Below are 24,041 nucleotides of genomic sequence, written 5' to 3'. Positions count from 1 at the left end.
GTCCGTGTCCGTCATTGATCGTAGTCGAGGATTGTTCGCGCATGATTAGCAGGAGTTACAGGATTTGTAAAGGAAATTGTAGGAAGGGAATTCCGTCTGCGAATGAGGTATAATGCACCTATCATGCGTGTTTTGGAAAGGCGGAGAAAGCTTGAATAGTATCGTATCGTTAAAATGGCTGCTGGCCCGGTTATATGAATCCGACATCGTCATCGTCGACTGCCGCTTCCAGCTCGGCAAACCTGAATCGGGCCGCGAGGCTTACGAGGCTTCCCATATTCCGGGCGCGGTGTACCTGGATCTGGAGAAAGACTTGTCCGCGCCGATCGAGGAGCATGGCGGACGTCACCCGCTGCCGGACATCGCGCAGCTGACGGGCACGTTGAGCCGCGTCGGCATCAGCAACGAGACGCGCGTCGTCGCGTACGACGACCAAGGCGGGGCGATGGCTTCGCGCCTGTGGTGGCTGCTGAAGTATCTCGGCCATGAAGAGGTCTACGTGTTGGACGAGGGCTTCACGGCCTGGCAGCAGGCAAGCTTTCCCGTGAATGCCGATCAGAAGGTGCTGATTCCGGCCAAGTTCCTCGCCACCGTGCAGCACAACATGCTCGTGGAGATGGATGAAGTGCGCGAGAACATCGGCACCGGCCGCGTGACGCTGATCGATTCCCGCGACGGCGCGCGTTATCGCGGGGAAGTCGAGCCGCTGGACAAGGCGGCCGGTCATATTCCAGGCGCGATCAACCATCTCTGGTCCGAAGGCCGCGGCGATGACGGCAAGTGGAAGAACGCGGACGAGCAGGCTGCGCGGTTCGAAGGATTGGACAAGGATCGCGAGACGATCGTGTACTGCGGATCGGGCGTGACGGCTACTCCGAACGTGCGGGCGCTGCAGGAAGCGGGATTCAGTAATGTGCGGTTGTATGCAGGGAGCTGGAGTGATTGGATTTCGTATGAGGGTAATCCGATAGCCGTTGGCGCTGAGGAAGCACCAGAAGGCAAATAACAGACATAGGTAAAAAGTACAGAGCGTGGTCTAACGAAACCGTTGCTCTGTATTTTTTATGTGAAGAAGCCAGCACGGAATCAACAAGACTGTCTACTGTTGAGATACGGGATCAAATAGATAGACATTATCTATATCTCACACATGCAACAAGTAAGTAATCGGATAAAGCAGCCGATGGCCGATGTAGGATTGTTCGTTCTCACTTGCGGAAAGTCATACGATTGAACGTTAACGTGAAACGCTCTTTTCGCCGTTATGGGGGGAGTTCCGCCGTTGTCGAAAACGCACTGCATCACAACGAACGAATAGTAGTCTGCCAATTAGGTTAAGGATAATGAGAATGTCCGATGAAGACTGCGCAATCAGAGGCGATGACAACGGTGAGGAGGAGTTTGTTTGAAATTAACGTCGGAACAGCGAATCACGCTGCATGGATTCAACAATTTGACCAAGTCGCTCAGCTTTAACATGTACGACATCTGCTTTACGAAGACGAAGGAAGAGCGCGAGGCATATATTGCGTACATCGACCAGCAATACAGCGCGGAACGGTTAACGACGATATTGAAGAACGTGGCCGACATTATCGGCGCTTATGTGCTGAACATCGCCAAGCAGGATTATGAGCCGCAAGGCGCGAGCGTGACGATGCTCGTGTCGGAGGGGCCCATCGAGCAGGCGCCGAACGAGTCGTTCGAGGAGTCGCCCGGGCCGCTTCCGAATGCGGTGGTGATGCATCTGAACACGAGCCATATCACGGTGCATACTTACCCGGAATACCATCCGGATGAAGGCATCAGCACGTTCCGTGCCGACATCGATGTCTCCACTTGCGGGGAGATATCGCCGCTGAAAGCGTTGAACTACCTGATCCACTCCTTCGAAACGGATATCATGACGATGGATTACCGGGTGCGCGGGTTTACGCGCGACATCAACGGGCATAAGTTGTTTATCGACCATGAGATCAGCTCGATTCAGAATTACATTCCGGCCGAGGTCAGGGATCTCTACCACATGATCGATGTTAACGTGTATCAGGAGAATATTTTTCATACCAAGTGCAAGCTTCGCGAGTTTGACCTGAACAACTACCTGTTCGGGTACACCAAAGAAACGTTGAGCGTGGAAGAGCAATCGGAGATCGAGAAGAGCATCAAATGGGAGATGGACGAAATCTTTTACGGGAAGAACATGGTGTTCAATTGATCCTTCAAACATCGCTGCGGCGCACGGGCTGCATGGCGATGTTTTTTTTATTGTCCGAATGACGGAAGAGGGTTAAGAAGGAATAAATGCGTTGTAGTAAACTGATCAATACCGTGCCTGACCTGTTAAATGCCGTAGCCCGTCAAGAGCCGCGGCGATTTGTTTTTCTGGAAACAAATATGCGGTATCCTAGTACAGCGCGGCGAGAAACAAACAAAAGGAAGTGATCCTGCTGATCTACCTCATTAAATTCGCATACGGTTTCCTGCTGCTGCCGGGCATATTCGTCGTCTTGCTTGGGGCGGCCGGGATCTGGCTGTGGATCAAGCGCAGCAAATCGCAGGCGATCGGGGCGTTTGCGTTCGCGCTGCTCCTCTACCTATGCAGCATCGGCGCGATAAGCGACGGCATCATGCGCAATCTGGAGCACGGCTATGCGCCTCCGAGCGACGTGGCGGGCGATGTCATCGTCGTGCTGGGCGGCGGGGCGACCGACGATACGCCGGATATCGACGGCGAGGGCAACCTGTACGGATCGGCCGGGAATCGACTGCTGGCAGCCGCAAGGCTGTATCGGAAGACGGGACTGCCCATACTGTTTTCCGGGGGCAAGGTGTTCGCCGATACCGGTAACGAAGCGGAGATCGCCAAACGGCAGTTGATCGGATTACAGGTACCGGCGGATCGGATTCTGGTCGAGAACCGCTCCTTGAATACCGCGCAGAATGCCGAGTTTACGGGGGAGCTGCTGAAGAATCATCATTTGACGAAGCCGATTCTCGTGACGTCCGCCTTTCATATGAAGAGGTCCGTGTTGGACTTTCGGAAGGAGGGGATAGCCGTCGTGCCTTATCCGGTCGACTATAAAGTCAGTCTTCGCGCGAGTTATTCGTTAAATAAGTGGAGTCCCTCCTCCTCTGCCATGGATAGCATCAGCACGTGCTTGAAAGAGTACATAGGGATCATGGCAGCAAAGCTGCTTCACAATAAGTAAAGGTATAATCCGGCATTCGCATCATACAATGGGGATGAATACGTAAGCTTTCATCCTAACAAGCCGTCTGGAGGTGATAGACATGCCGAAAGTGGTGGACATTAACTTGGATGCCGGGGAAATGGTGCTGAGGCTTGAAAAGGAAAATATGCCGAGGACGATAGCGTACAGCAGGCTCGATCGCATGGTGAAGGAACAGGCTACCGTAAGGAAGCTGCTGTGGACCGTCCAGGTGAAACGGATCGAGATGCACGTCAAGGGAATGGATGTCCCGATCGTCGTCGCGAGCAACAACGTCGGAGACTACGAGAACGTCGAGAATCGCTTGATGAAAGTCGCGGAGGAGTACGGTATTTCGATCGAGGAGCAGCAATAGTTCTTCGTTCGGGCAGCCGGAGCGACCCGATGGGGCGCAGCGAGATACAGATTGGCGACGGGGGAAGCAAGAGCCGCTGGCCGGTGCAGATATGAGGGGCAGCAGCAGGTTGGTTACAACGACCTGTTGCTGCCCTCTTTGTGCATGGAACGGACTTATGTTTTCGGTCTTCGCGGCCAGAACGTATAGCTGAAGCTGATGATAAAATCGATGACGAGGACCAATGACCATATGCGGATGACCTGCGAAAGGCTAGCCGTACGGGTTCCATCGCCGATCCACAAAATAATGCCATACAGCAACGAGCAGCCGATGAACCAGGCAAGAAGATGGAGGAGCCACGCCTCCCGTTCATTGCGGGCATGTTCGGTTCCGACTTTGATTTTCTTGGCCGGTGGGGGGCTGCCGGCAAAACGATGCGCGAACCGAATATCCGCCCATCGGATCATGCGGCTGCCGAATGCAATCGAAACGCCGACATAGATGGCGGACAAGCCGTGGACGAAGCCGGCTTCGCCGCCCCTGTGCAGGTCGATGACGGTTGCCGCAAGCAAGACGAGATCCACCGCCGGCGTACAGGCAAGAAGAACCATGCCTGATTTCTTGCGCCGAAGCAGGTAGCGGCATAGCAAACCGGCCAGAACGAACACCCAAAACGCGACCTCGCAGCCAATGATCAGAGCGAATAACATAACAGTGCAGAACTCCTTTTGCGTACGGTTGTTTGAATACGATTATACCATTTACCCATGAATTACCAGCTCATTATTTAGAGTGAGACAGCTTCCCGTGCAATTGAAAGACGACGGGATGGTTTGTATGCCGAGCCCAAACGCCAACAAAGAAGGCATCGCATTCGCGACGATCCTAACCTATACAAGAGACTGAACTTATGGGAAAATCGGATGCACATACCCTATTATTGGAAGCGTAAAGCGCTCGAACGCAAATCGATCGCAATCAAATGCGATCAAATGCGATCAAATCGCAAGCCACCCGAATAAATTTTTACCAGCCATGTAGAAATCCGTCTTCCGAGAACGACATAAGTAGGTAAGCCCACTAAAGAGTCAACCGACGAGAGGAGATTGGAGCATGCATTTCACGCTGATGTTCTTTGAAAGCACGGAGGGTTTCGCCGCTCGGCAGAATCCGGAGAAACAACGGGAATACCTGGCCGGTTGGTCGCATTATGTTCATGCCCTGCGCGATTCCGGGGTTGCCGTCACCGGGTTCGGCCTTCATGCGCCGGAGACGGCCGCGACCATGAAGCGAAGCGACGGAACGGTGTTCGTCCAGGACGGACCGTTTACCGAAACGAAAGAGCAGCTCGGCGGCGTATTCGTCATCGACGTTCCGGATTTGGATGCCGCGCTCGAATGGGCGGCCCGCGCCCCTGTCGACGCCGTCGAAGTGAGACAAAATCTCCCGGCCTTGTAGCAGGAACGAGATGAATATCCACCAGGTTGTCGAACGTACCGTCCGCGATTCGTATGGCCGAATTATCTCGTACCTTGCCGCCGACTGGCGCAATTTGGAGGCCGTTGAAGACGCGCTTGCGGACGCGCTCGTCGCCGCATTGGAATCGTGGCCGAAGACGGGCATTCCGGACAAGCCGGAAGCATGGCTCCTGATGGCGGCGAGGCGGCGGCTGATGGATCGCGTTCGCCGCGACCGCGTATCGGAGAGAGCATTGCCGGCGCTGCTCGCGATGTCGGAGGAGGCGCAGCGTACGGACTTCTCCTCCTTTCCCGATGAGCGGCTGAAAATGCTGTTCCTATGCTCGCATCCGGAAATCGATCCGTCGATTCGCACGCCATTGATGCTGCAGGTCGTACTCGGCATCGACGCCGAGCGCATCGCGTCCGCGTTCATGGTGAAGCCTGCCACGATGGGTCAGCGGCTTACGCGCGCGAAGGCGAAGATGCGAAGCGACCGGCTGACGTTCGCCATGCCCGACGTCGAAGAATTGCCCGCTCGCTTGGACGCGGTATTGGAGTCGATCTACGCGGCTTACGGCAGCGGTTGGGAGGATCTGGCCGGCGTGGACCGGCGGCGCCGCGGACTGGCGGACGAGGCGATATATCTGGGAAGGCTGCTCGCCGCCTATATGCCGGGAGAGCCCGAAGCGCAGGGGCTTCTGGCGCTCATGCTGCATTGCGAGGCGCGGCAGCAGGCTCGCCGCGATGATGCGGGGAACTACGTTCCGCTCAGCGAGCAGGACACGTCGCGCTGGTCCTCCCTGCTGACGACGGAAGCGGAGAATTGCCTGCATGCAGCGGCGCGGTCAGGCCGGGTCGGGCGATTTCAGCTGATGGCGGCGATTCAATCGGTTCACGCCCAGCGGGCGTTGACTGGACGTACCGAATGGCGGGAGATCGCCCTGTTATACGAAGGGCTAAGCCGCCTGAGTCCTACGCTCGGCATTCTGGTCGGACGCGCTGCTGCCGTCGCGGAGGCATACGGTCCAAGGGAAGGCTGGGTCCTCCTAGAAGCGATTCCGCAAGCGAAGATCGCCGGCTATCAGCCTTATTGGGCGCTTGCGGCTCATTTGCATCGGGCAATGGAGCGGTTCGAAGAGGCTCGGGCGGCATACAGCCGCGCGATCGGACTTAGCGAAGACGGCTCCGTTCGGCAATTCCTGCGCCGACGCGCCATGGAAATAGGGCTCGTAGACTCCATTTGAGCGTGGGCGCGAGGAGTCATCGCAGCGTACAGCCGTCTGCGGCACGGTACTTGAAAGCATCGCCGTGATCAGCCCTAAGGCGCCGGCGGTGCTTTTTAATGCTCGGCATGCCCGGCCTATCGTTCGGGGGAGCGTTTTCATAAAAATAAAAGCCGCCGGCGGCCGTCCGGGCGATTGCAATTTGCCCATAATCATAGTACCGTTTATTGGTAAAAGATTACGTGAAATGAGGGGAAAACTTGTCTAACATTTCGAATGCAGCCGTTGCCGTAGAGGAAGCGCCGTTCTCGATGAAAGCGATCATGGGACCGCTGATGGCGATCGTCGTCGGCATGATCATGGTCATCCTGGACAGCACGGTCATGAACATTGCTTTGCCGACGTTGATGGACGATTTCGGTTCCACCGTCAATACGATGCAATGGTCGATTACGGCGTATACGCTGGCGCTGTCCGCGGTCATTCCGCTCGCAGGCTGGCTGACCGATCGATTCGGCGCCAAACAAATTTTTCTGATTACGATCTTCTTGTTCGCGGCGGGTTCCCTGCTTTGTTCCTTTGCGGCCACGCCGGAACAGCTGATTATCTATCGCATCATTCAGGGAGTCGGCGGAGGCATGGTGCAGCCGATCGGAATGGCGATTATTTTCAAGCTCGCTCCGCCTAACAAGCAGGGCGCGGTCATGGGCATGCTCGGCATCCCGATGATGCTCGGCCCCGCGCTCGGACCGGTATTGGGCGGTTATTTGCTCGAATACGCGACTTGGCACTGGATCTTCCTTATCAATCTGCCGATCGGCATTATCGCAATCTTGGTCGGCCTGAAGTACTTGCCGAGAGTAGAGCGCAAAACCGTGCCGGCATTGGACATCTGGGGCATGCTCCTTGCGCCGATCGCATTCGCTACGTTGTCGTACGCGGTGAGCGAGGGCGGCAAGGACTGGGGTTCCACGAGAACGCTCGTCAGCTTGATCGTGGGCGTCGTCGCCTTGGTGTTATTCATCATCGTCGAGTTCCGCCACAAGCAGCCGCTGCTGGAGCTTCGCGTGTTTAAGTCCTCGGACTTCACGATCGGCATCGTCACCTCCTGGTTAATGTTCATGGCCTTGTTCGGTTCGTTCTTGTTCGTGCCGATGTACATGCAGCAGGTGTTCCATTATGCGCCGCTCAAAACCGGGTTCATGATCCTGCCGCAAGTCGCGATGACGGGTTTGTTCATGCCGATCGGCGGTAAACTGTTCGATAAATTCGGCGCGCGCGCCGTGTGCGTGGTCGGCATTGCCTTCGTAACCGCGGGCATGTTCTACATGTCGCAAATTCAAGCGGATTCGGGAGCGAGCTATGTCATCATCGCGACGATGATCATGGGCGTAGGCATGGGGCTGTCAATGATGCCCGTAAACACGCACATCTTGAAAGCCGCGCCGCGCCGGCTCGTCGGCCGGGTAACGCCGCTGACGTCGGCCGCCCAGCAGGTCGTGGTATCGTTCGCCGTTGCGGGATTGGCCAGCTACCTGAGCACGCGGATCGCGGATCATATGGCCGCAAGCAAAGGCGATCAGGCTGCCTCGCTCGTCTCCTCTTTCGGCGATACGTTCTTCATCGCCGGATGTATCGGCGCGGCCGGCGCCTTGCTGGCTTTGCTGCTTCGGAAGCCGAAAGTGTCCGAAGACGACGCGGCGTCGGCGGATCAAGTCAATGCTCCCGTCATGATGCATTAGGAATATCGGAGGAAAAGAGGCTGCATCGTCCATTGGGACGGTGCAGCCTCTTTGCGATTGTTCGGCGGGCCGGGCATGAAAGGTTCCTTGGTAAAGATCAGAATCTATATCGCCCGGGGTAGCCGGGCTCGATAATGCTTTAAGCATCTGCCAGCTCCAACGGCAAGAAGGCATACTCGCCAGTCCTGACGATGCTGCCTTGGCGAACGGGAATAGGATGATTGAAGAGGGGACCATCGGTGACGGTGGTATGGAATTCGCCGCCTTCCCCGCACGGATCGATACCGCGCGCTTGCAGTTCCTTGACGTAGTCGCGGGTTAACGTTCGTCCTAAATCTTCTTCCCACATCCCCAGCGATAGATTCACGGTTACCAAGGTGGCTATAAAGCCAAGGTCGATAAACTCGCTTACCGCTTCGAGATGGTCCATCTCCCATAGGGGCATCCCAAGGTGCAGGCCGGCGTTGCGGGTAACCTTGTCATGCCAGCAGTTATCGACAGGCATGTCCAGGTCTCCGGTGACTAACGCTTCCGCACCTTGGCGTCCAGCGCGTTCCAATAACGCCATGAATTCGCGTTCATAGTCATCCCAACTTGCAGCCGCCGCATATACGGGCAGGCCGATCGATTCCGCTTGGGCGCGGATAAGCTCGGGAGGCATGCCATGGGATCGGGAGCGTTTCCCTTCTTCCTCCATCATGACGATGAGTCCGATCGCATCGCCAACCTTCATGGATTTATACAGGGCGAGGACGCTATCTTTTCCCCCGCTGAAAGACGCTATGAATTTGCGGCCGTTGGCGCCTGTTCTCCAGCTCGCAGTTTCCATTATGCACGTGCCCTCCTTGTCATGCTCTTCTCTGTGAATTGTAACATGTCCGTTCGGCGGCGGACACTACACGATAACCTCGGCAATCGCGGGCGCAGTCGACCGGGAACGCGAATTCCCCGCCAGCGGAGCTTCGCGAACAATCGCTCAAGGGCAAGCTCGAGCGAACGGTCGATGCTGATCTTCAAGGTCGCGCCGTCTTGGAAACGGAGTTTCTTCGGATCCGCGCATTTGCATTTTTTGCAGCCGCAGCCGCAGCCGCCTCCGCCTCCGCCGAAATGTAAGCGGTACGATGGCTTTCTTGTTTATGAATCCTCTAACGGACAGCTTGCGCCGCTGCCTGATTCGTGACCGCGCCGACATTCGCGCTTAAGAGGCCTTCGTGCTTGGATCGTATGCTTAGGCTAACCTGCCGAGATACGGAAAACGGGCTTTCGATCGGCATGTGCGATGATAATTGGATCGACAGGAATAGGATTTGATTGCGCGAAAGGCAAAATAATCGGAAACTATAGGAGAGGAACAAGCAGCGAAAGGGGCGGTATCCGATCATGAATCGTTTAGACGGAAAAGTAGCGTTGGTAGCAGGCGCGACGCGCGGCGCCGGCAGAGGCATCGCGATCGAGCTGGGGGCGGGGGGAGCGACCGTGTACGTAACCGGACGTACGACAAGAACGCAGCGCTCCGAGTACAATCGGCCGGAAACGATCGAAGAGACCGCCGAGCTGGTTACTCGGGCAGGGGGCAAAGGGATCGCGGTTGCCGTGGACCATCTCGAACGCGAGCAGGTTCAAGCCTTGATTGCGCGGATCGAGAGCGAACAGGGGCGGCTGGACGTGCTGGTCAACGATATTTGGGGTGCGGAGCATCTGATCGAATGGAACGTGCCGATCTGGGAGCATTCGCTGGACGGCGGGCTTCGCATGCTGCGGCTTGCGGTCGACACGCATCTCATTACGAGCCATTACGCACTGCCGCTGCTCATCCGAAGCGGGAACGGGCTCGTCGTGGAGATGACGGACGGCACGGCATCGTACAACGATCAGAACTACCGGTTGTCGATGTTCTATGATTTGGCCAAAATGTCCGTGATCCGCATGGCGCAATCGCTGTCCCGCGAGCTTCGGCCGCATGGATGCACGGCAGTAGCGCTTACGCCGGGCTGGATGCGCTCCGAGATCATGCTCGAGCACTTCGGCGTAAGGGAGGACAACTGGCGGGATGCGCTCGAGAAGGAGCCGCATTTCGTCATTTCGGAGTCGCCGCGGTTCGTAGGCCGCGCCGTGGCCGCGCTGGCCGGCGACCCGGAGGTGGCGCGCCGGAACGGCGAATCCGTATCGAGCGGCCAGCTCGCGCAGGAATACGGATTCCGCGATCTGGACGGATCGCAGCCGGATGCCTGGCGCTATATCGTGGAAGTGCAGGAAGCGGGCAAACCGGCGAACGCCGACGGGTACCGGTAACCGCGCAAGCAGGAACGCCGACGGGTAGCGGTACCGCGCAAGCAGGAACGCCGGCTGATGCCTGTTCAGAACCGCCAGTTATCCGAATCAAGGGACCGGGACGCCTGCAGCGACAGGCGGCTCCGGTCCTTTGATTTGCCCTTCAGGATGCAGAGGCGCTTAGCGGCACAGCACATGGATGGAGCAGTTGAATCCGTCCGCGGTGACCAACCCCGCGGTAGAGACCTCCCGAGCCCCGCGAGCTTCCGGTTGGAGATTAATAAGCAGGGCGTGCCGACAGGCGTCTCTTAGCAGTGGAGAATTCGTTGCGAATAAAGAAAAACAAACTTTTTGAAAGGGTTTTCGAAAAATTCAGAGAACTTCTTTAACGACCGGACATAATCTTCATTCAAGCGCTTTGCCTTATTCAAGAGTGGAGGAAGAGAAGATGGCCGTTAAGGAGCAGTCGATCCTGAATTCGAGCGGAAACAAAATCAAGACGACGGATAAAGAGATTCGCATCGTCGGCAAAATCGATCAGCCGCTGATCTTGATCTTGGAGAACGTGCTGAGCCATGCGGAATGCGATGCGCTCATTGCCTTGGCCCAAAGCAGGCTGCAGCGGGCGAAAATCGGCAAAGCTCACCAGGAGAGCGACATCCGGACGAGCAGCAGCATGTTCTTCGAGGAAAGCGAGAACGAGTCGATTCATACCGTCGAATCCAGAGTATCCGAGCTGATGAATATACCGGTCTCGCATGCGGAACCGCTGCAAATCCTGCATTATAAAGCCGGCGAGCAATATCGGCCGCATTACGACTACTTCACGTCCGATCATGTGGCGAACAATCGGATCAGCACCTTGGTGATGTATTTAAACGACGTGGAAGAGGGCGGAGAGACGTATTTCCCTTCGCTTCATTTTGCGGTAACGCCTAAGAAGGGCAGTGCCGTCTACTTCGAATATTTCTATAACGATCATGATCTTAATGAGCGGACGCTGCATGCGGGCAATCCCGTCTCGGTCGGGGAGAAATGGGTTGCGACCCAGTGGATGCGCAGACAAAGTCATCGCTAACGAATAAACCGGGCTCGCGCCATGTTACTGGCGCGGGCCCGGTTTATTGTATGACATGACCGCCAAATCGTAGACCGATGGGCTGTTAGGCTGCAGCGGCGGTTATGGAAGCGGCGCTGCCGGGATTCCTTTTATCGTATCCCAAGCCGATTTGGCTGCCGTATTCAACGAACCGTCCGGCTTCTGCGACGCATAGGCGAACGAGATGATGCCGTAGGCTATGGAAATCGATTCGACCGTATCGTTGAAATCGTACGACGCGACGAAAACGTTGCTCAAGCTGATCGTCAGGAACTTGACCGGAGTAGGGCCCGGCTTGACGAAAACAAGGGATGCGCTCTTGATAGGTTTGCCCTGCATCGCGCTCAGGAAGATAGGCGCCGAGGCAGTATCGTACAGCTTGGAGAACGAGAGGTTGGAGATTGCGGGCTTGCCTGGGGAGGCCGCGCCTGACAGCCTCGTGACGGGAGCTTCGAAGCCGAATTCGACGTCGGATACCGGGATCCATTGCTCGAAGCCTTTGGCGGTCGACTCGCCCGGAATCCCGTCGAGCTTCAAGTAAACCTGCAGATTGGCAGGCGCATCGATGCCCGCGGCAGCCGAGCTTCCGATCGCCGCGGTAGCAAACAGGACGATGAAGGCAAGCAGGATGAAGGCGGCTTTCTTAACGGGGCTGGTCAATGAAAGTGAAATAAGAATCCCTCCGATATAAGTAGGATTATTCCTATTCGTTCGGCTGATAATGGAATGGGAACCATCGGCCAAACAATACGAATTGTATCATGGAATCGGAGAGTTAGATACACTTCTTCTGGAATAATCATGAAGAAATAGAGGTGCACGCGGTGCACTCCATGGCCGCCAAACCTTCTGCAGTTCTGCCCGTTTGCGACGCCCGTTTTTCTTGTATAATGGAAGTGGTTTCATGAGTACAACCGATATCGTTATTTCAAACCATATATAAAGGGAGCTGACATCGTGCTGGAATACAGAAAGGCAAGACCGGACGAACGCGAGGCCTATATCGATTTGGCCAATTACGCTTTCAAGATCGACTTTGAGTCCATCATTCCCAAGGCGTACGGCAAGGATATCGATTCTTCGTCGATCCATATGGTCGCCGCGGACGAGCAGGGCCGGCTGCGCGCGCTGGTAGCCGTATACCCGGAGCCGATGAACGTTGGCGGCATCCCGCTGCGCGCGGGATACTTGGGGATCGTGTCGGTGCATCCACGGGCTCGCGGCGAAGGACATATGAAGGTGCTGATGAACAAATGGCTCGAAGAAGCGCCCCAGTCGTATGACATGCTCGTCTTATATGGTCAGCGGCAGCGGTACGAGTATTTCGATTTCACCCTCGGCGGGGTGAGAATGAAATATTCGGTAGGGAAAGACAATGCCCGCCATGCGCTGAAACACGAGAACGAGCAGGGGCTGTCCATCCGTCCGCTCTTCGAGATCGATGGCGCGGCAGCCTTCGCGCGCAAGCTGAATGAAGCCCGGCCCGCGCACGTGCAGCGCGAGGAGGGGCAGATGGCGCTTATCTTAAGCGGTCTGGAGCAGAGGCCGCTCGGCGTGCTGGACGGGGACCGGCTGATCGGTTACGTCGTCGCCAGCAAGACAGGCAAAGAGATAAACGAGCTCGCCATGGCGAACACGGAAGATATTCCACGGGCGATCAAGGCGTATCTGGCGCATTCCGGCGAGGATTGGATATCGATTCTCGCGCCGGAGTATGAGACGGAGCTGAATGCGTGCCTGAGTCGCTTCGCGGAAAATTATACGATCGAGACATCCGATATGTACCACATCATAGATTTTGCCCGCGTGCTGGAGGCGTATTTGACGCTGAAGCATCGGACGCAGGGACTTGCGCCGGGCGAATTCTCCGCCGTGCTGGACGGCCAGCCCGTTACTGCCCGCGTGGACGAGACCGGCGTAACGGTCGAACGCTCTGCCAAGCCCGGTGCGCCCGAGCTGGACAAGCAGCAGGCCCAGACGCTTCTGCTCACGCCGCACGGTCGATATGCCGCAGCCCGCGTACCGGCGGGATGGTTTCCGCTTCCGATCTTCTGGTACACGGCGGATAAGTTTTGACATCAAAAGTCGAGTCGCCTGCGGTATCGGAGCGGCCCGCAGGATGAACTAGGAGAAACGATAAGCTAGGAGAAACGATGAACGAGCAGTAAGGGGAGGCGCGAGCTGTCATCGCGAAACAGGAGAAGCGGAAAGGAGGCGCAGGCCTCCTTTTTTGCTTTTCTCCGATTGTCGTTTTGCCTCCTGCAGAGCGTGGCGATCCGATCGCCGCCGCTCTGTTTTTTTGCATATAATTCCAGCTCCGTGCAGGAGAAACCGCGCTTGTCGGCGAACTCATTATTTTGTCGTATAAAAAGGAAAAATAGGGAAATTTGTCGCAAAGGGAGTATAGATTACATGTTTAGACGCAAAGGCCGCCTCGTATTCAAGCTATCGATTATGATTCTGACGATCCTCCTTATCCTCTCTTCCATCCTGATCTATCTGCAAGTCCGCAGCACGAAAAAGGCAAGCGAAGAAGCGATCGGCAGCTTCAGCATGCACGTCGCGGAGGCCTATGCGGGGCAGTTCGATGTAAAGTCCTACGAAGCCTTTCTCGGCGACGCCAAGGAGAACGATCTCTATTGGCATCTACGGGACGTATTGAATACGTACCGGCTGGAGATCGGCGCCTTGTACGTATATACGGTCAAAATCGACGATAAAGGAAAACCGGTCCTTCTGATCGACGGGCAGCCGAAGGAAGCGGACGACGCGTCGCCGATCGGCGAGATTACCGATATGCCGAAGGATGCGATCGCATCGGTATTGAAGGGGCAGACCGCCAAGAGCAGCATCATTCACAACGAGGAGTACGGGACGTATCTCTCTTCGTTCGCCCCGCTGCGCAATGCGTCCGGAACGATTATCGGCGCGATCGGGATCGATACGGATGTATCCGTTTCGCATGCGATTTATCGGGAAGTGATGGATTCAAGCACGCCGCTATTCATCTTGATGGGGATTCTGACACTCCTTGTGTTTGCGCTGATGGCGTTGTTCCTGGCCCGCGCCTTGCGGCCGCTCGGCATTATCGTCAAAAGCGCGGAGGCCATTGCCAAGGGAGATCTCGCCGAAGCCAAGCAGCACCTTGCCGCCAAGCGCATCAGCTCCAACGACGAGATCGGGCAAGCCTATTCCGCTATGCTGCAGATGAGCGAGAGATTGGGCGTCACGCTCGGAGACGTGGTTCGCGACGTGAAGGCGACCACGCAGGAACTCGTGCATTCGACCGATCAGTTCAGTTCGGAGGCGGACCGGATGCTGACCTTGAACGTGCAGCTCGAGCAATCGATCACGCATTTGGCCGACAGCGCGCAGCAGCAGCGTTCAGGGGCGGCGGACAGCGCGGAATCGATGGAGGAGATTACGCTCGCCATTCAACGCACGTCCGAAGCTTCGTCGAGCGTGTCGATCGCTTCGATGGCGGCGCTCGAAACCGCGGAGCAAGGAAGGAATTCGATCCTCCGGCTGAAAGGCCAAGTCGCGTCGATCTCCGACGTCGCCGAGCAGACGACGAATTCGGTGCAGGTTCTGAACGCCTATGTGCAGGAGATCGAACCGGCGCTTCAATCGATTACGAGCATCGCCGACCAGACCAAGCTGCTCGCCCTGAACGCTTCCATCGAGGCGGCGAGAGCGGGAGAGCATGGATCGGGATTCGCCATCGTGGCCAGCGAAGTGCGTAAGCTCGCGGAGGCTTCTTCCGTCTCCGTGGCGCAGATCACCTCGCTCCTGCAGCAGATCCAACAGGAATCCGCGCTGATCGGCGAGCGGATGGTGGAGGAAGCCAAGGAGATGTTCCGAGGCAGGGAGCTCTCGGGTCAAGTCGAATCGCTGTTTAACGACACGGTCGATCGGTTCGTGTTCGTCAATAGTCATATCCAGGAGATCTCGGCGGCCGCGGAGGAGGTTACGGCAAGCTCCGAAGAGGTTAGCGCATCGGTCGAGCAAATCTCGCAGATTTCGGCGGTCACGGCGGAAAGCACGTCGTTCATCCAGCGGATGTCCGCGAATCAGCTGGAAGCGGCGAAGCGGATCGCCGATACGACGGAGCTGCTCAAGAAGCGGATCTCCGTGCTGGAAGCGGCAGTAGACAAATTCAACCTGTGAGCAAACCGCAAGCCGCAAGCCGCAAGCCGCAAGCCGCAAGCCGCAAACCGCAAACCGCAAACCGCAAGCCGCAAGCCGCAAGCCGCAAAACCATTGCATAGCGAAGAGCCTGGCGAGGATGACCGCCATGGCTCTTTTTGCTGCGAACGTTTAATTGAGCAGCCGCTTAGGATTATTGGGCGCCCGCGATGAGCAGCCGCAGCTACTTGACCATTCCCTTGCGCAGCGCCGTCACGACGACCTCGGTCCGGTCGCCGCAGCCGAACTTCTGCAAGATGCGATGGACGTGGGACTTGACGGTTCCTTCGCTGATGAACAGCTTCTGCGCGATGCGGTCGTTGCGCAGGCCGTACGCCATCTCCTGCAGAATCTCCTGTTCGCGCTCGGTCAGCGGCTCGAGCAGCGAAGCATCCGCGCTCGAATCCGGGACGAGGCAGGCGGACGAGACGGCGCGGGAAAGCGCGTTCGCCGCCAGGTCCGTCCGGTACACGGCTTCGCCCCGATAGGCGGAACGAATGGCGCCTAGCATATCCTCCACGTCCGCGTCCTTCAGCAAATAACCGACGGCGCCCGAGCGGATTACCTCGTAGATGTAGTCGGGGTCGTTGAACGTCGTCAGCATGACGATTTTGACGCGCGGCAGCTGTTTCAATATCGCTTTGGAAGCTTCGATGCCCGTCATGCCCGGCATCTGAATGTCCATCAGGATAATATGGGGCTGCAGCGCGATTGCCTGAGCGACCGCTTCTATGCCGTCCGCCGCCTCGCCGACGACGTTCATGTCGCTCTGCAGGCCGATGACGTAACCGAAGCCTTGCCGGATCATTTTCTGATCGTCCACGAGCACGGGTCGATATCCTCCTCTACCAGCTCGGTTCGCAGGTCATACCGGATGGAGGCCGTCGTCTCCATCCTGGCGAGCAGCGCCTGCAGCGGCGCCAAGCCGGACACCGACCGGTCATCGGCCAGCGAATGAACGGAAGCCCGGATGTCCTGCAGTCCTTGGCGGGCCACCTCCAGCATGCCGGGCAGCGTCTGCTCCGCTTGGGCGGGATCCTGGGCGATCATGTAGCGCAGCGCTTGCAGCTGAACGATCAGCGAGGTCAGGCTGTGCCCGACCGAATCGTGGATATCGCGCGCGATACGGGTGCGCTCGCCTTGCACCGCGCCCCGCATCGAAGCGACGGATGCCTCTTGCAGATGCGCGTAAGCGACCTGCAGCTCGGCCAAATGGCGCTTGTTCTCTTCGAAGATGCTATCGCGCTGCCGTCTGCTGCGAACGTTCAAATAGAAGAAAAGCGAAATAAAAGTAAATGTAAGGAAGCTGAACAGGCTTACGTTGCCGAAGGCCGTGTACAGCCCCGTGATGAGAATCAGGACCGCGAGAAGCGGGACGCGCTTCGGCCCCATGGTGAGGCGGACGGCCGTCGTAATGACCGTAATCGCGAGAAAATAAATCAGTTCGGTTTCGCCGAACCAGATCATGCCCGCCGCGGTTTCCAATGCGACCAGCGCCACGAACGCGATCGCGCTGCTCTTGGGCTGCCAGAAGTTCCGCAGCAGGAAGCGGCTGACAAACGTCGCCCAGATGAGGATGTTCAGCGCGATTTTCAAGGGAGGTCCCGCAAAGAAATCGGCCGCATACATCAGAATGGCGGTAGACGCCGCTGCGGCTATAGAGCGAATGAAGAAACGCCGGTCGATCAAGTTCATCCTATCCTGCCTCCGTTCTCCTGCGCCTGCGCGGCATCGCTTCGTTCCTATTGGTTATTGTAGCCAAGTGAGGCGCGGGAACGCAATCCGGTTGAGGCTCGGAACGAACATATCTATCTATGGATAGAGGGCGGGATCGGGAAGGTTATATCCAGCGGCAGTCGAGCAAACCTGCCTCCGCGGGATATGATTGTACCTGTCGAATAACATAATATGGGGAGGCAACATACATGCAGCAGATTATTATTCTTGTCCTTGTTTGTTTAGTGGGGTACCGAGTCGTTAAGCGGGTGCGCAGCAATTTCTCGTGGAGCCAGCTTCAGACGCGCAGATTGATGTTCCGTATCGGTTTGTTCTCGGCGATCGGAATTTTGTTCATGTCGCAGAGCGGGTTCAGCACGATCAGCGTCGTTTCGGATGTGCTGGGGATCCTCGTCGGAGCGGCGCTGGGCGTCGCCGGTGCCGCGCTGACCGCCTTCGAACGACGCGGCACCGGGCTGTATTTCAAAGCGAACGCGTGGATCGGCAGCGTCGTAACGGCATTATTCGTCGGGCGCTTGGCTTACCGAGGGTATGAGATGGCCACGATGTCCCATGAAGGCGGCTGGAGCTATTCCTTCAACGCGGGGGGCAGCGAGTGGGCGTCGGGGCTTCTGCTTATTATGTTCGCTTATTACGTCGTGTATTACACGCTGCTCCTGAAGCAGGGGAAGCAAGCTGCGGTGCGGTTGAATTAACGGACGCTGCAATCGTGCAACGACATGTGAGCAATCCGCTATTCATGGCAGCATCACGCGGACGATAGGCTGGTCTACAAAAATAGCCGTGATGGCCGCTTATTACAGCGGCCGTCACGGCTATTTCTACTTGGGTACAACAGTGCTTTGACAAAGCTTACTCATACGAGATGGCATGCGACGCCATGATCGCCGCCGACGTTCCGGAACTGCGGCACCTCTTCTCGGCAGCGGGCAACGGCGAACGGGCAGCGCGTATGAAATTTGCAGCCGGAGGGCGGATCGGCGGGGTTCGGCAGTTCCCCGCTCAGCACGATCCGTTCGCGCTTCAGCTTCGGGATCGGGATCGGCACGGCCGAGAGCAGCGCCTTGGTATACGGATGCAGCGGATTGCGAAACAACTCGTCGCGCGACGCGGTCTCCATCATCGAGCCGAGATACATCACCCCGATATGCGAGCATAGATGCTCGACGACGCTGAGGTCATGGGAGATGAACAGATACGTCAGTCCCTGCGTGTCCTGCATCTTGCGGAACAAATTGATGATCTGCGCTTGAATCGATACGTCCAGCGCGGAGACCGGCTCGTCCGCGATGATCAGATCGGGATTCAGGACGAGCGCCCTTGCAATGCCGACGCGCTGGCGCTGGCCGCCGGAGAACTCATGCGGGAAGCGGTCGATATGGTACGACGACAGTCCGCACGCGGCGAGCACCTCCATGACCCGATCGCGGATTTCTTCCCGCGGCGCGAGGCCATGGTCGAGCAGCGCCTCGCCGATCGCGTCGCCTATGCGGACGCGGGGGTTCAGCGAGCTGTACGGATCCTGGAAGATCAGCTGCATCTTCGGTCGCAGCCGGCGAAGCTCCTGCGGCGGCAGGTTGTAGAGGTCGACGCCCTTGAATTTGACTTCGCCATCCGTCTTGTCCGTCAGCCGCAGAATGGTTCGTCCTACGGTGCTCTTCCCGCTGCCCGATTCCCCGACCAGGCCGAAGGTCTCGCCCTGTTTGATGGAGAAGCTGATATCGTCGACGGCCTTCACGCTGCCGACCGTGCGGCTAAGCAGGCCGGATTTGATCGGAAAATACTTCTTGAGCCCGTTCACCTCGAGCAGCGGCTGCCGTTGCTCAGACATGCGCAATCGCCTCCTCGTACAGCCAGCAGGCAACTTTCTGCTGGCTGCCGGTTTCCTTCAATGCGGGCTCCGTCGTCCTGCAGATGTCCATGCAATGGGCGCAGCGGTCGTGGAAATAGCAGGACGGCACGAGCTCGAGCGGGTTCGGAACCTGGCCCGGAATGGAATACAGCTCTTCCTGGCGCTGATTGATAATCGGCTTGGATCTCAGCAAGCCCTGCGTATACGGATGCTGCGGATTCTCGAACAAGGCGACGACTTCGCCTTCCTCGACCACTTTGCCCGCATACATAACGACCACGTAATCCGCCATCTCCGCCACGACGCCGAGGTCATGCGTAATGAGCAGGATCGACATGCCCGATTCTTCCTTGAAGCGGCGCAGCATATCGAGAATCTGCGCTTGAATCGTCACGTCGAGCGCGGTCGTCGGTTCGTCGGCGATCAGCAGCTTCGGGCCGCACGAGATCGCGATGGCGATCATGATTCGCTGCAGCATGCCGCCGCTCAGCTCATGCGGATACGAATCCGCGATCTGCTCCGCGCGGGAGATGCCCACTTCGCCAATGAGTTCGATCGCCCGTTTCCGGGCGGCTTTCTTGCTCATTTTCAGATGCTCCATGAGGGGCTCCATCAGCTGTTCGCCGATCCGCAGCACGGGATTGAGCGAGGTCATCGGTTCTTGGAAGATCATCGCGATCTCGTTGCCCCGAATGGTACGAAGCTCGTTGCGGCTAAGCTGGAGCAAGTCCTCGCCCTGAAAGCCAATGCTTCCCCCGACGACCTGTCCCGCCGGCGCTTCGATCAGTCCCATGACAGACATGGCCGTGATGCTCTTACCGCTGCCGGACTCGCCGACGATGCAGACGATCTCGCCTTGGCGGACCTGCAGGCTCACGTCGTCGACGGCGCGAACGATGCCGTCTTCCGTCTTGAAATGCGTGCTTAAATGCTCTATGTCAAGTACGTTATCCATGTTCATGTCACGTACACCTACCTTTTCTGCTTGGGATCCAAGACATCCCGCAGCCCGTCCCCGAAGATATTAATGGCGATGACGGTCGCGAAGATCGAGAAGCCGGGCGGAATCCAGAGCCACGGATGGTCTTGGAAATCGATCATGTTGTTGGCCGCGTCGATCATATTGCCCCATGTCGGCGTCGGCGCCATGACGCCAAGTCCGAAGTAGCTCAAGACGGACTCGTACAGAATGGCTCCGCCGATGTTAAGCGTGGCAATGACGATGAGCAGCGGCACTAAGTTCGGAAGCAAGTGATTAAACAGCTTTCTGCGGTCGCGAAGACCGAGCACGACGGTCGCCTGCATATACTCGCGTTCCCTCAGGCTAAGCATCTGGCCTCGAACCATCCGGGCAAGACCCGGCCATCCGACGATGCTGAGCATCAGCATGACGATGTACATGCGGTAATCCGTGGGCACTTTCCACTCCGACAGCAGCGCGCCCAGAATGAAGAGGAGCGGAAGACTCGGAATGGTCAGCAGCAGGTCTGCGAGACGCATGATGACTTGGTCGACGATGCCCCGATAGTAGCCGGCGATGACGCCGAGCAGCGAGCCGACGAAGACAGACAGCACCATGGAAGCCAAGCCGACAGTCAACGAAATCCTCCCTGCCTGCAGCACGCGGGTCAGCACGTCGCGGCCAAGCGCGTCCGTGCCGAGCCAATGCTTCAGACCGGGTGCCTTGTTCATGAAGGCCATATTGATCTTGTTGTCCGTATACGGCGAGAACAGCGGTCCGAGGAAGCACGCCGCGAACATGAACGCCACGACGACGAAGCCGAACACGGCGAGCTTATTCTTGAGCAGTCGTCTCAGGGATTGTCTCCACAGCGACGTATAGACAGGTTTGACAGGTTGAGGTGTAGGGGACGACAAAGCCGCAGTCGTCTCTCCGTGAATCGTCGACATCCGTTAGAACCTCCTACAGCCTGACCCGTGGGTCGGCGACATGATACAAAATGTCCGAAACCAGCGTGCCGATAACGGTCAGTATTGCGATAAACAAGGTGAATCCCATGAGCAGCGGATAATCCCGCAAGCTGAAGGACTGCATGTAAAGCTGGCCGATGCCCGGCCAGTTGAATATTTTCTCGATAATGAGCGAGCCGCCGAACAGAGCGGGAAGCTCGAAGCCGACTAGCGTAATCGCAGGCAGCAGGGCGTTGCGCAGCGCATGGGTGAACAATACTTTGCGTTCCTTCAAGCCTTTGGCGCGTGCCGTGCGGATATAATCCTGCTTGATGACGTCGATCATGTTGCTTCGGAAGTAGCGCGTCAGAGAGCCCACCCCGAGCAAAGTCATGACCATTACCGGAAGCATCATATGGTGAATGACTTCTCGCACGTAAGCGAGCCCCGTCGAATTGCTTCCCGTCGTCAGCATCCCGCCCGGAGGAAGCCATTTCCAGTCCACGGCCAGCATCTTGATCAAGAAGAGGCCGATGAAGAACGACGGGATCGACATTGCCGCGAAGAGCGCGACCATGACGATCGTATCGAACCACGAATACTGCTTGTACGCGGCGACGACGCCGACGACGACGGCGATCAGCCAGGTCAGGAATGTGGAGACGACCGCGAGCAGGAATGAATTCCAGATGTATTGATTAAACAAACTGAGTACCGGCTTCTGCTGCGACAGCGAATAGCCGAAGTCTCCGTGGAAGGCGTTCTTCATCCAGATCGCGTACCGTTCGATTACGGGTTTGTTCAGTCCGTAAATCTCCCGAAGCTCCGCTTTGCGTTCCGGCGTCAGCTTAATGTTGCCCGTGATGAAGTCGCCGGGCGTCAAGGCATACAAGCAGAAGATCAAGAAGGAGGCCGCGAATAAAATGACGATCATATACAGGATCCGCTTCGTAATGTACGTGCTCATAATCGACTCCTTAACCTGCGATTCCCTGACCGGAGATCGGACAGGGAATCGCGTTTGTTTGGTTCGTTATTGTTGGCTCAGCGTCCATTTCGGCAAGCTCGGCGCAAGGCCGTTGAACGGGCTGACGCTTAGATTCTGAATGCGGCCGTTATAGGCGTACACGCTTTTCTTGTAGCTCGTGAAGATGACCGGCAGCTGGTCGTTCAGCAGCTTGTAGATATCTTTGTACACGGCTTTGCGCTCGTCGATATTCGAGGTTGCAAGGCCTTTGTCGTACAATGCCTTGAATGCCGGATCTTCGTAGCCCGGAATCTCGCCGTCGACGAATTGGAGCAGGCCGTCCGACGGATCGGTCAAGAGCGAGGTGGAGAAGGAAGCCATATCGTAATCGCCGCCTTCGACCTTGGATACGAGCGCGTTGAAATCCGCGAAGACTTCAGGCTCGAATTTGATGCCCAAAGCTTCGTAATCTTCCTTCGCCACGGCGATGAAGATATCGGTCTCCGGCTTCTTGGAACCCAGGTAATGGATCGTCAGCTTCTGCCCGTCCTTCTCGCGGATGCCGTCCGCTCCCGCTTTCCAGCCCGCTTGGTCCAACAGTTCCTTGGCTTTCTCCGCATCGTATTTGTACGGATTGATGCCGTCCTCCGTATACGACCACGAGATCGGCGAAGAAGGAATGTTCGCGACTTGGCCCGCGCCCTGCGCCGCGTCCACGTAGATGCTCTGGCGGTCCAGGCCGTAGGTAAGCGCTTGGCGGACCAGCTTGTCCTGCAGGGCAGGATGTTTCAGGTTCAATTGCAGATAGCCGTAATTGCTCGGCGTGTAGGGCAGGATATTCACGAAGCCCATCGCCTTGAGCTTGTCGATGTTTTCCTTCGTCGCCGAGAACGACGCATAGTCGACCTCGCCGGTCTCCAGGTACTGCCAGGTATCGCCTTGAGCCGTTTTATAAATAAAATGCTCCGTCTTCGGTTTGCCGTCATAGTAATTCTCGTTTGCGATCATCCGGACTTCTTGGCCTGGAATGAATTTCTCCAGCTTGTAAGGTCCGGTACCCAGCGGGCTGCCGCTCAGCTTCTTCATATAGTCCAATTGCCCTTGCTTGTAGTCCTTGCCGTAATAAGCTTTGGACAGCACGTCGGATCCAAGCAATGTCAGCGCGCTGGCATTCGGCTTGTCGAGCGTGACGGAAATCGTCTGCGGATCGATCACCTTGATGCCAGAGACGCTGGTCGCCGTGCCCGCCTTATACGCATCGCCGCCTTTGATGTTCAGCGTGTTCACCAGGGAGTCGCCGTCGTAGGACTTGTCATGCAAGATGGTCCATGTGAAAGCGACGTCGTCGGCCGTAAGCGGCGTGCCGTCGCTGAATTTCAAATCCTTGCGCAGGTGGTACGTATACGTCAAGTTGTCCGCGGAAACGTCCCATTTCTCGGCCAAGCCCGGAATCGGGAGCCCTTTATCGTCGACCTTGACGAGCGGCGTGTACAGCAGGGAGGAGACATTGCCGTCGTAGCCGCTTTGTTGGAAATACGGCGTGAACGCGCCGCTCGGATCCGTCAAGCCGACGATGATCGTGTCCGTGCGCTTCTTGGCGATGTCCGGCAGCTTGGACAGGTCAGAGGCGGTCACGACTCCGGAAGCCCCGGCTGCGGGATCGGCCGCGGTTCCGTTGTTCGCGGTATCGCCGGCAGCGTTGTTCGCTGCGGGCTGGCCCGCGTTCGCCGGGTTGCCGGCGCCATTGTCGTTCGTGTTGTTGCCGCAAGCGGACAGTAATAATGCGCTCGCCAGTATGGCTGTCGATAAGGTCACGATTCTTTGCTTCTTCATGATACCCTCCTGAAATAGGTTTGAATGACACCATATTTTTAATCCCGATAGATTTACTCTGTATTCAATGTCCTTATTATAGGTATCAAATATGGTTCTGTAAATAGAGAACCAACAATTATTTCTTTGTATAAAGAATATTATAGAAGTTCAGCATATTCAATGTATTTTTGGAATTGGCGCAAACAACG

At 56.9% G+C, this 24,041-nt stretch carries 22 protein-coding genes; 12 read left to right on the top strand and 10 right to left on the bottom strand.

Going from position 1 to position 24,041, the window contains the following annotated elements:
* Nucleotides 1–151: 151 nt before the first annotated feature.
* The 4 genes from GT003_RS20600 (at nt 152) to GT003_RS20585 (ending at nt 3,588) form a co-directional block, all read left to right on the top strand.
* Entirely contained in the window at nt 152–1,006 is an 855-nt protein-coding gene (locus GT003_RS20600; protein WP_161701330.1) for a sulfurtransferase, read from the top strand.
* A 399-nt stretch (nt 1,007–1,405) separates the two neighbouring features.
* Nucleotides 1,406–2,218, top strand: coding sequence for an adenosylmethionine decarboxylase (speD, locus tag GT003_RS20595; RefSeq protein ID WP_161701328.1), 813 nt, complete (start codon nt 1,406–1,408; stop codon nt 2,216–2,218).
* 232 nt (nt 2,219–2,450) lie between these two features.
* Nucleotides 2,451–3,212, top strand: coding sequence for a YdcF family protein (locus GT003_RS20590; protein ID WP_161701403.1), 762 nt, complete (start codon nt 2,451–2,453; stop codon nt 3,210–3,212).
* An 82-nt stretch (nt 3,213–3,294) separates the two neighbouring features.
* Entirely contained in the window at nt 3,295–3,588 is a 294-nt protein-coding gene (locus tag GT003_RS20585; RefSeq protein WP_161701326.1) for a hypothetical protein, read from the top strand.
* A gap of 155 nt (nt 3,589–3,743) precedes the next feature.
* Here the strand turns inward: GT003_RS20585 and GT003_RS20580 are convergent, their stop codons facing one another.
* Nucleotides 3,744–4,280, bottom strand: coding sequence for a hypothetical protein (locus tag GT003_RS20580; RefSeq protein ID WP_161701324.1), 537 nt, complete (start codon nt 4,278–4,280; stop codon nt 3,744–3,746).
* Between the two features lie 403 nt (nt 4,281–4,683).
* Here GT003_RS20580 and GT003_RS20575 point away from each other — a divergent pair, with 403 nt between their 5' ends.
* The 3 genes from GT003_RS20575 (at nt 4,684) to GT003_RS20565 (ending at nt 7,995) form a co-directional block, all read left to right on the top strand.
* Nucleotides 4,684–5,028: a YciI family protein gene (locus tag GT003_RS20575; protein WP_161701322.1), complete on the top strand. Its 345-nt coding sequence runs from the start codon at nt 4,684–4,686 to the stop codon at nt 5,026–5,028.
* Between the two features lie 10 nt (nt 5,029–5,038).
* The gene (locus tag GT003_RS20570; RefSeq protein WP_161701320.1) at nt 5,039–6,274 is read left to right on the top strand and encodes an RNA polymerase sigma factor; all 1,236 of its coding nucleotides are present in this window, start codon (nt 5,039–5,041) and stop codon (nt 6,272–6,274) included.
* A gap of 239 nt (nt 6,275–6,513) precedes the next feature.
* Nucleotides 6,514–7,995 carry a DHA2 family efflux MFS transporter permease subunit gene (locus GT003_RS20565; protein ID WP_239565993.1) on the top strand — a complete coding sequence of 494 codons (1,482 nt, stop codon included), beginning with the start codon at nt 6,514–6,516 and terminating at the stop codon, nt 7,993–7,995.
* Between the two features lie 139 nt (nt 7,996–8,134).
* On the opposite strand, the gene GT003_RS20560 is transcribed toward GT003_RS20565, so the two are convergent.
* Nucleotides 8,135–8,824 carry a Dph6-related ATP pyrophosphatase gene (locus GT003_RS20560; protein ID WP_170312285.1) on the bottom strand — a complete coding sequence of 230 codons (690 nt, stop codon included), beginning with the start codon at nt 8,822–8,824 and terminating at the stop codon, nt 8,135–8,137.
* Between the two features lie 551 nt (nt 8,825–9,375).
* Between GT003_RS20560 and GT003_RS20555 the strand changes: the two genes are divergently transcribed.
* Entirely contained in the window at nt 9,376–10,287 is a 912-nt protein-coding gene (locus GT003_RS20555; protein WP_161701318.1) for an SDR family oxidoreductase, read from the top strand.
* A gap of 427 nt (nt 10,288–10,714) precedes the next feature.
* Complete coding sequence (locus tag GT003_RS20550; RefSeq protein ID WP_161701316.1) at nt 10,715–11,344, top strand: prolyl hydroxylase family protein; 630 nt, start codon at nt 10,715–10,717, stop codon at nt 11,342–11,344.
* Between the two features lie 102 nt (nt 11,345–11,446).
* Here GT003_RS20550 and GT003_RS20545 read toward each other — a convergent pair whose 3' ends face one another.
* On the bottom strand, nt 11,447–12,025 hold the full coding sequence (locus GT003_RS20545) for an Hcp family type VI secretion system effector (protein ID WP_161701314.1): 579 nt from the start codon (nt 12,023–12,025) through the stop codon (nt 11,447–11,449).
* 297 nt (nt 12,026–12,322) lie between these two features.
* Between GT003_RS20545 and GT003_RS20540 the strand changes: the two genes are divergently transcribed.
* Both GT003_RS20540 and GT003_RS20535 read left to right on the top strand, forming a co-directional pair.
* Nucleotides 12,323–13,441, top strand: coding sequence for a GNAT family N-acetyltransferase (locus tag GT003_RS20540; protein ID WP_161701312.1), 1,119 nt, complete (start codon nt 12,323–12,325; stop codon nt 13,439–13,441).
* Nucleotides 13,442–13,777: 336 nt separating this feature from the next.
* Nucleotides 13,778–15,532 (top strand): methyl-accepting chemotaxis protein, encoded by a 1,755-nt coding sequence (locus tag GT003_RS20535; protein ID WP_161701310.1) that lies wholly within the window; start codon nt 13,778–13,780, stop codon nt 15,530–15,532.
* Between the two features lie 202 nt (nt 15,533–15,734).
* Here GT003_RS20535 and GT003_RS20530 read toward each other — a convergent pair whose 3' ends face one another.
* On the bottom strand, nt 15,735–16,358 hold the full coding sequence (locus GT003_RS20530) for a response regulator (protein ID WP_170312291.1): 624 nt from the start codon (nt 16,356–16,358) through the stop codon (nt 15,735–15,737).
* Nucleotides 16,355–17,245 (bottom strand): sensor histidine kinase, encoded by an 891-nt coding sequence (locus GT003_RS20525; protein ID WP_161701306.1) that lies wholly within the window; start codon nt 17,243–17,245, stop codon nt 16,355–16,357. Before GT003_RS20525 ends, GT003_RS20530 begins: the two co-directional genes overlap by 4 nt.
* 230 nt (nt 17,246–17,475) lie before the next feature.
* Here GT003_RS20525 and GT003_RS20520 point away from each other — a divergent pair, with 230 nt between their 5' ends.
* Nucleotides 17,476–17,982 carry a CcdC protein domain-containing protein gene (locus GT003_RS20520; protein WP_161701304.1) on the top strand — a complete coding sequence of 169 codons (507 nt, stop codon included), beginning with the start codon at nt 17,476–17,478 and terminating at the stop codon, nt 17,980–17,982.
* A 161-nt stretch (nt 17,983–18,143) separates the two neighbouring features.
* Here the strand turns inward: GT003_RS20520 and GT003_RS20515 are convergent, their stop codons facing one another.
* From GT003_RS20515 to GT003_RS20495, 5 genes are all read right to left on the bottom strand, one after another.
* Complete coding sequence (locus GT003_RS20515; protein ID WP_161701302.1) at nt 18,144–19,118, bottom strand: ABC transporter ATP-binding protein; 975 nt, start codon at nt 19,116–19,118, stop codon at nt 18,144–18,146.
* Nucleotides 19,111–20,094: an ABC transporter ATP-binding protein gene (locus tag GT003_RS20510; protein ID WP_161701397.1), complete on the bottom strand. Its 984-nt coding sequence runs from the start codon at nt 20,092–20,094 to the stop codon at nt 19,111–19,113. The genes GT003_RS20515 and GT003_RS20510 overlap by 8 nt, the downstream gene beginning before the upstream one ends.
* A gap of 17 nt (nt 20,095–20,111) precedes the next feature.
* Nucleotides 20,112–21,050, bottom strand: coding sequence for an oligopeptide ABC transporter permease (gene opp4C, locus GT003_RS20505; RefSeq protein ID WP_161701300.1), 939 nt, complete (start codon nt 21,048–21,050; stop codon nt 20,112–20,114).
* 13 nt (nt 21,051–21,063) lie between these two features.
* Nucleotides 21,064–22,017, bottom strand: a complete 954-nt coding sequence (locus GT003_RS20500) for an ABC transporter permease (RefSeq protein ID WP_161701298.1) — start codon at nt 22,015–22,017, stop codon at nt 21,064–21,066.
* 66 nt (nt 22,018–22,083) lie between these two features.
* Nucleotides 22,084–23,850, bottom strand: a complete 1,767-nt coding sequence (locus GT003_RS20495) for an ABC transporter substrate-binding protein (RefSeq protein WP_161701296.1) — start codon at nt 23,848–23,850, stop codon at nt 22,084–22,086.
* Nucleotides 23,851–24,041: the final 191 nt, after the last annotated feature.

Source organism: Paenibacillus sacheonensis (assembly GCF_009909195.1).
Classification (GTDB): Bacteria; Bacillota; Bacilli; order Paenibacillales; family Paenibacillaceae; genus Paenibacillus_Z; species Paenibacillus_Z sacheonensis.
The sequence above is the reverse complement of the archived record's forward strand: the minus strand, read 5'-3'. Positions and strand labels throughout refer to the sequence as shown.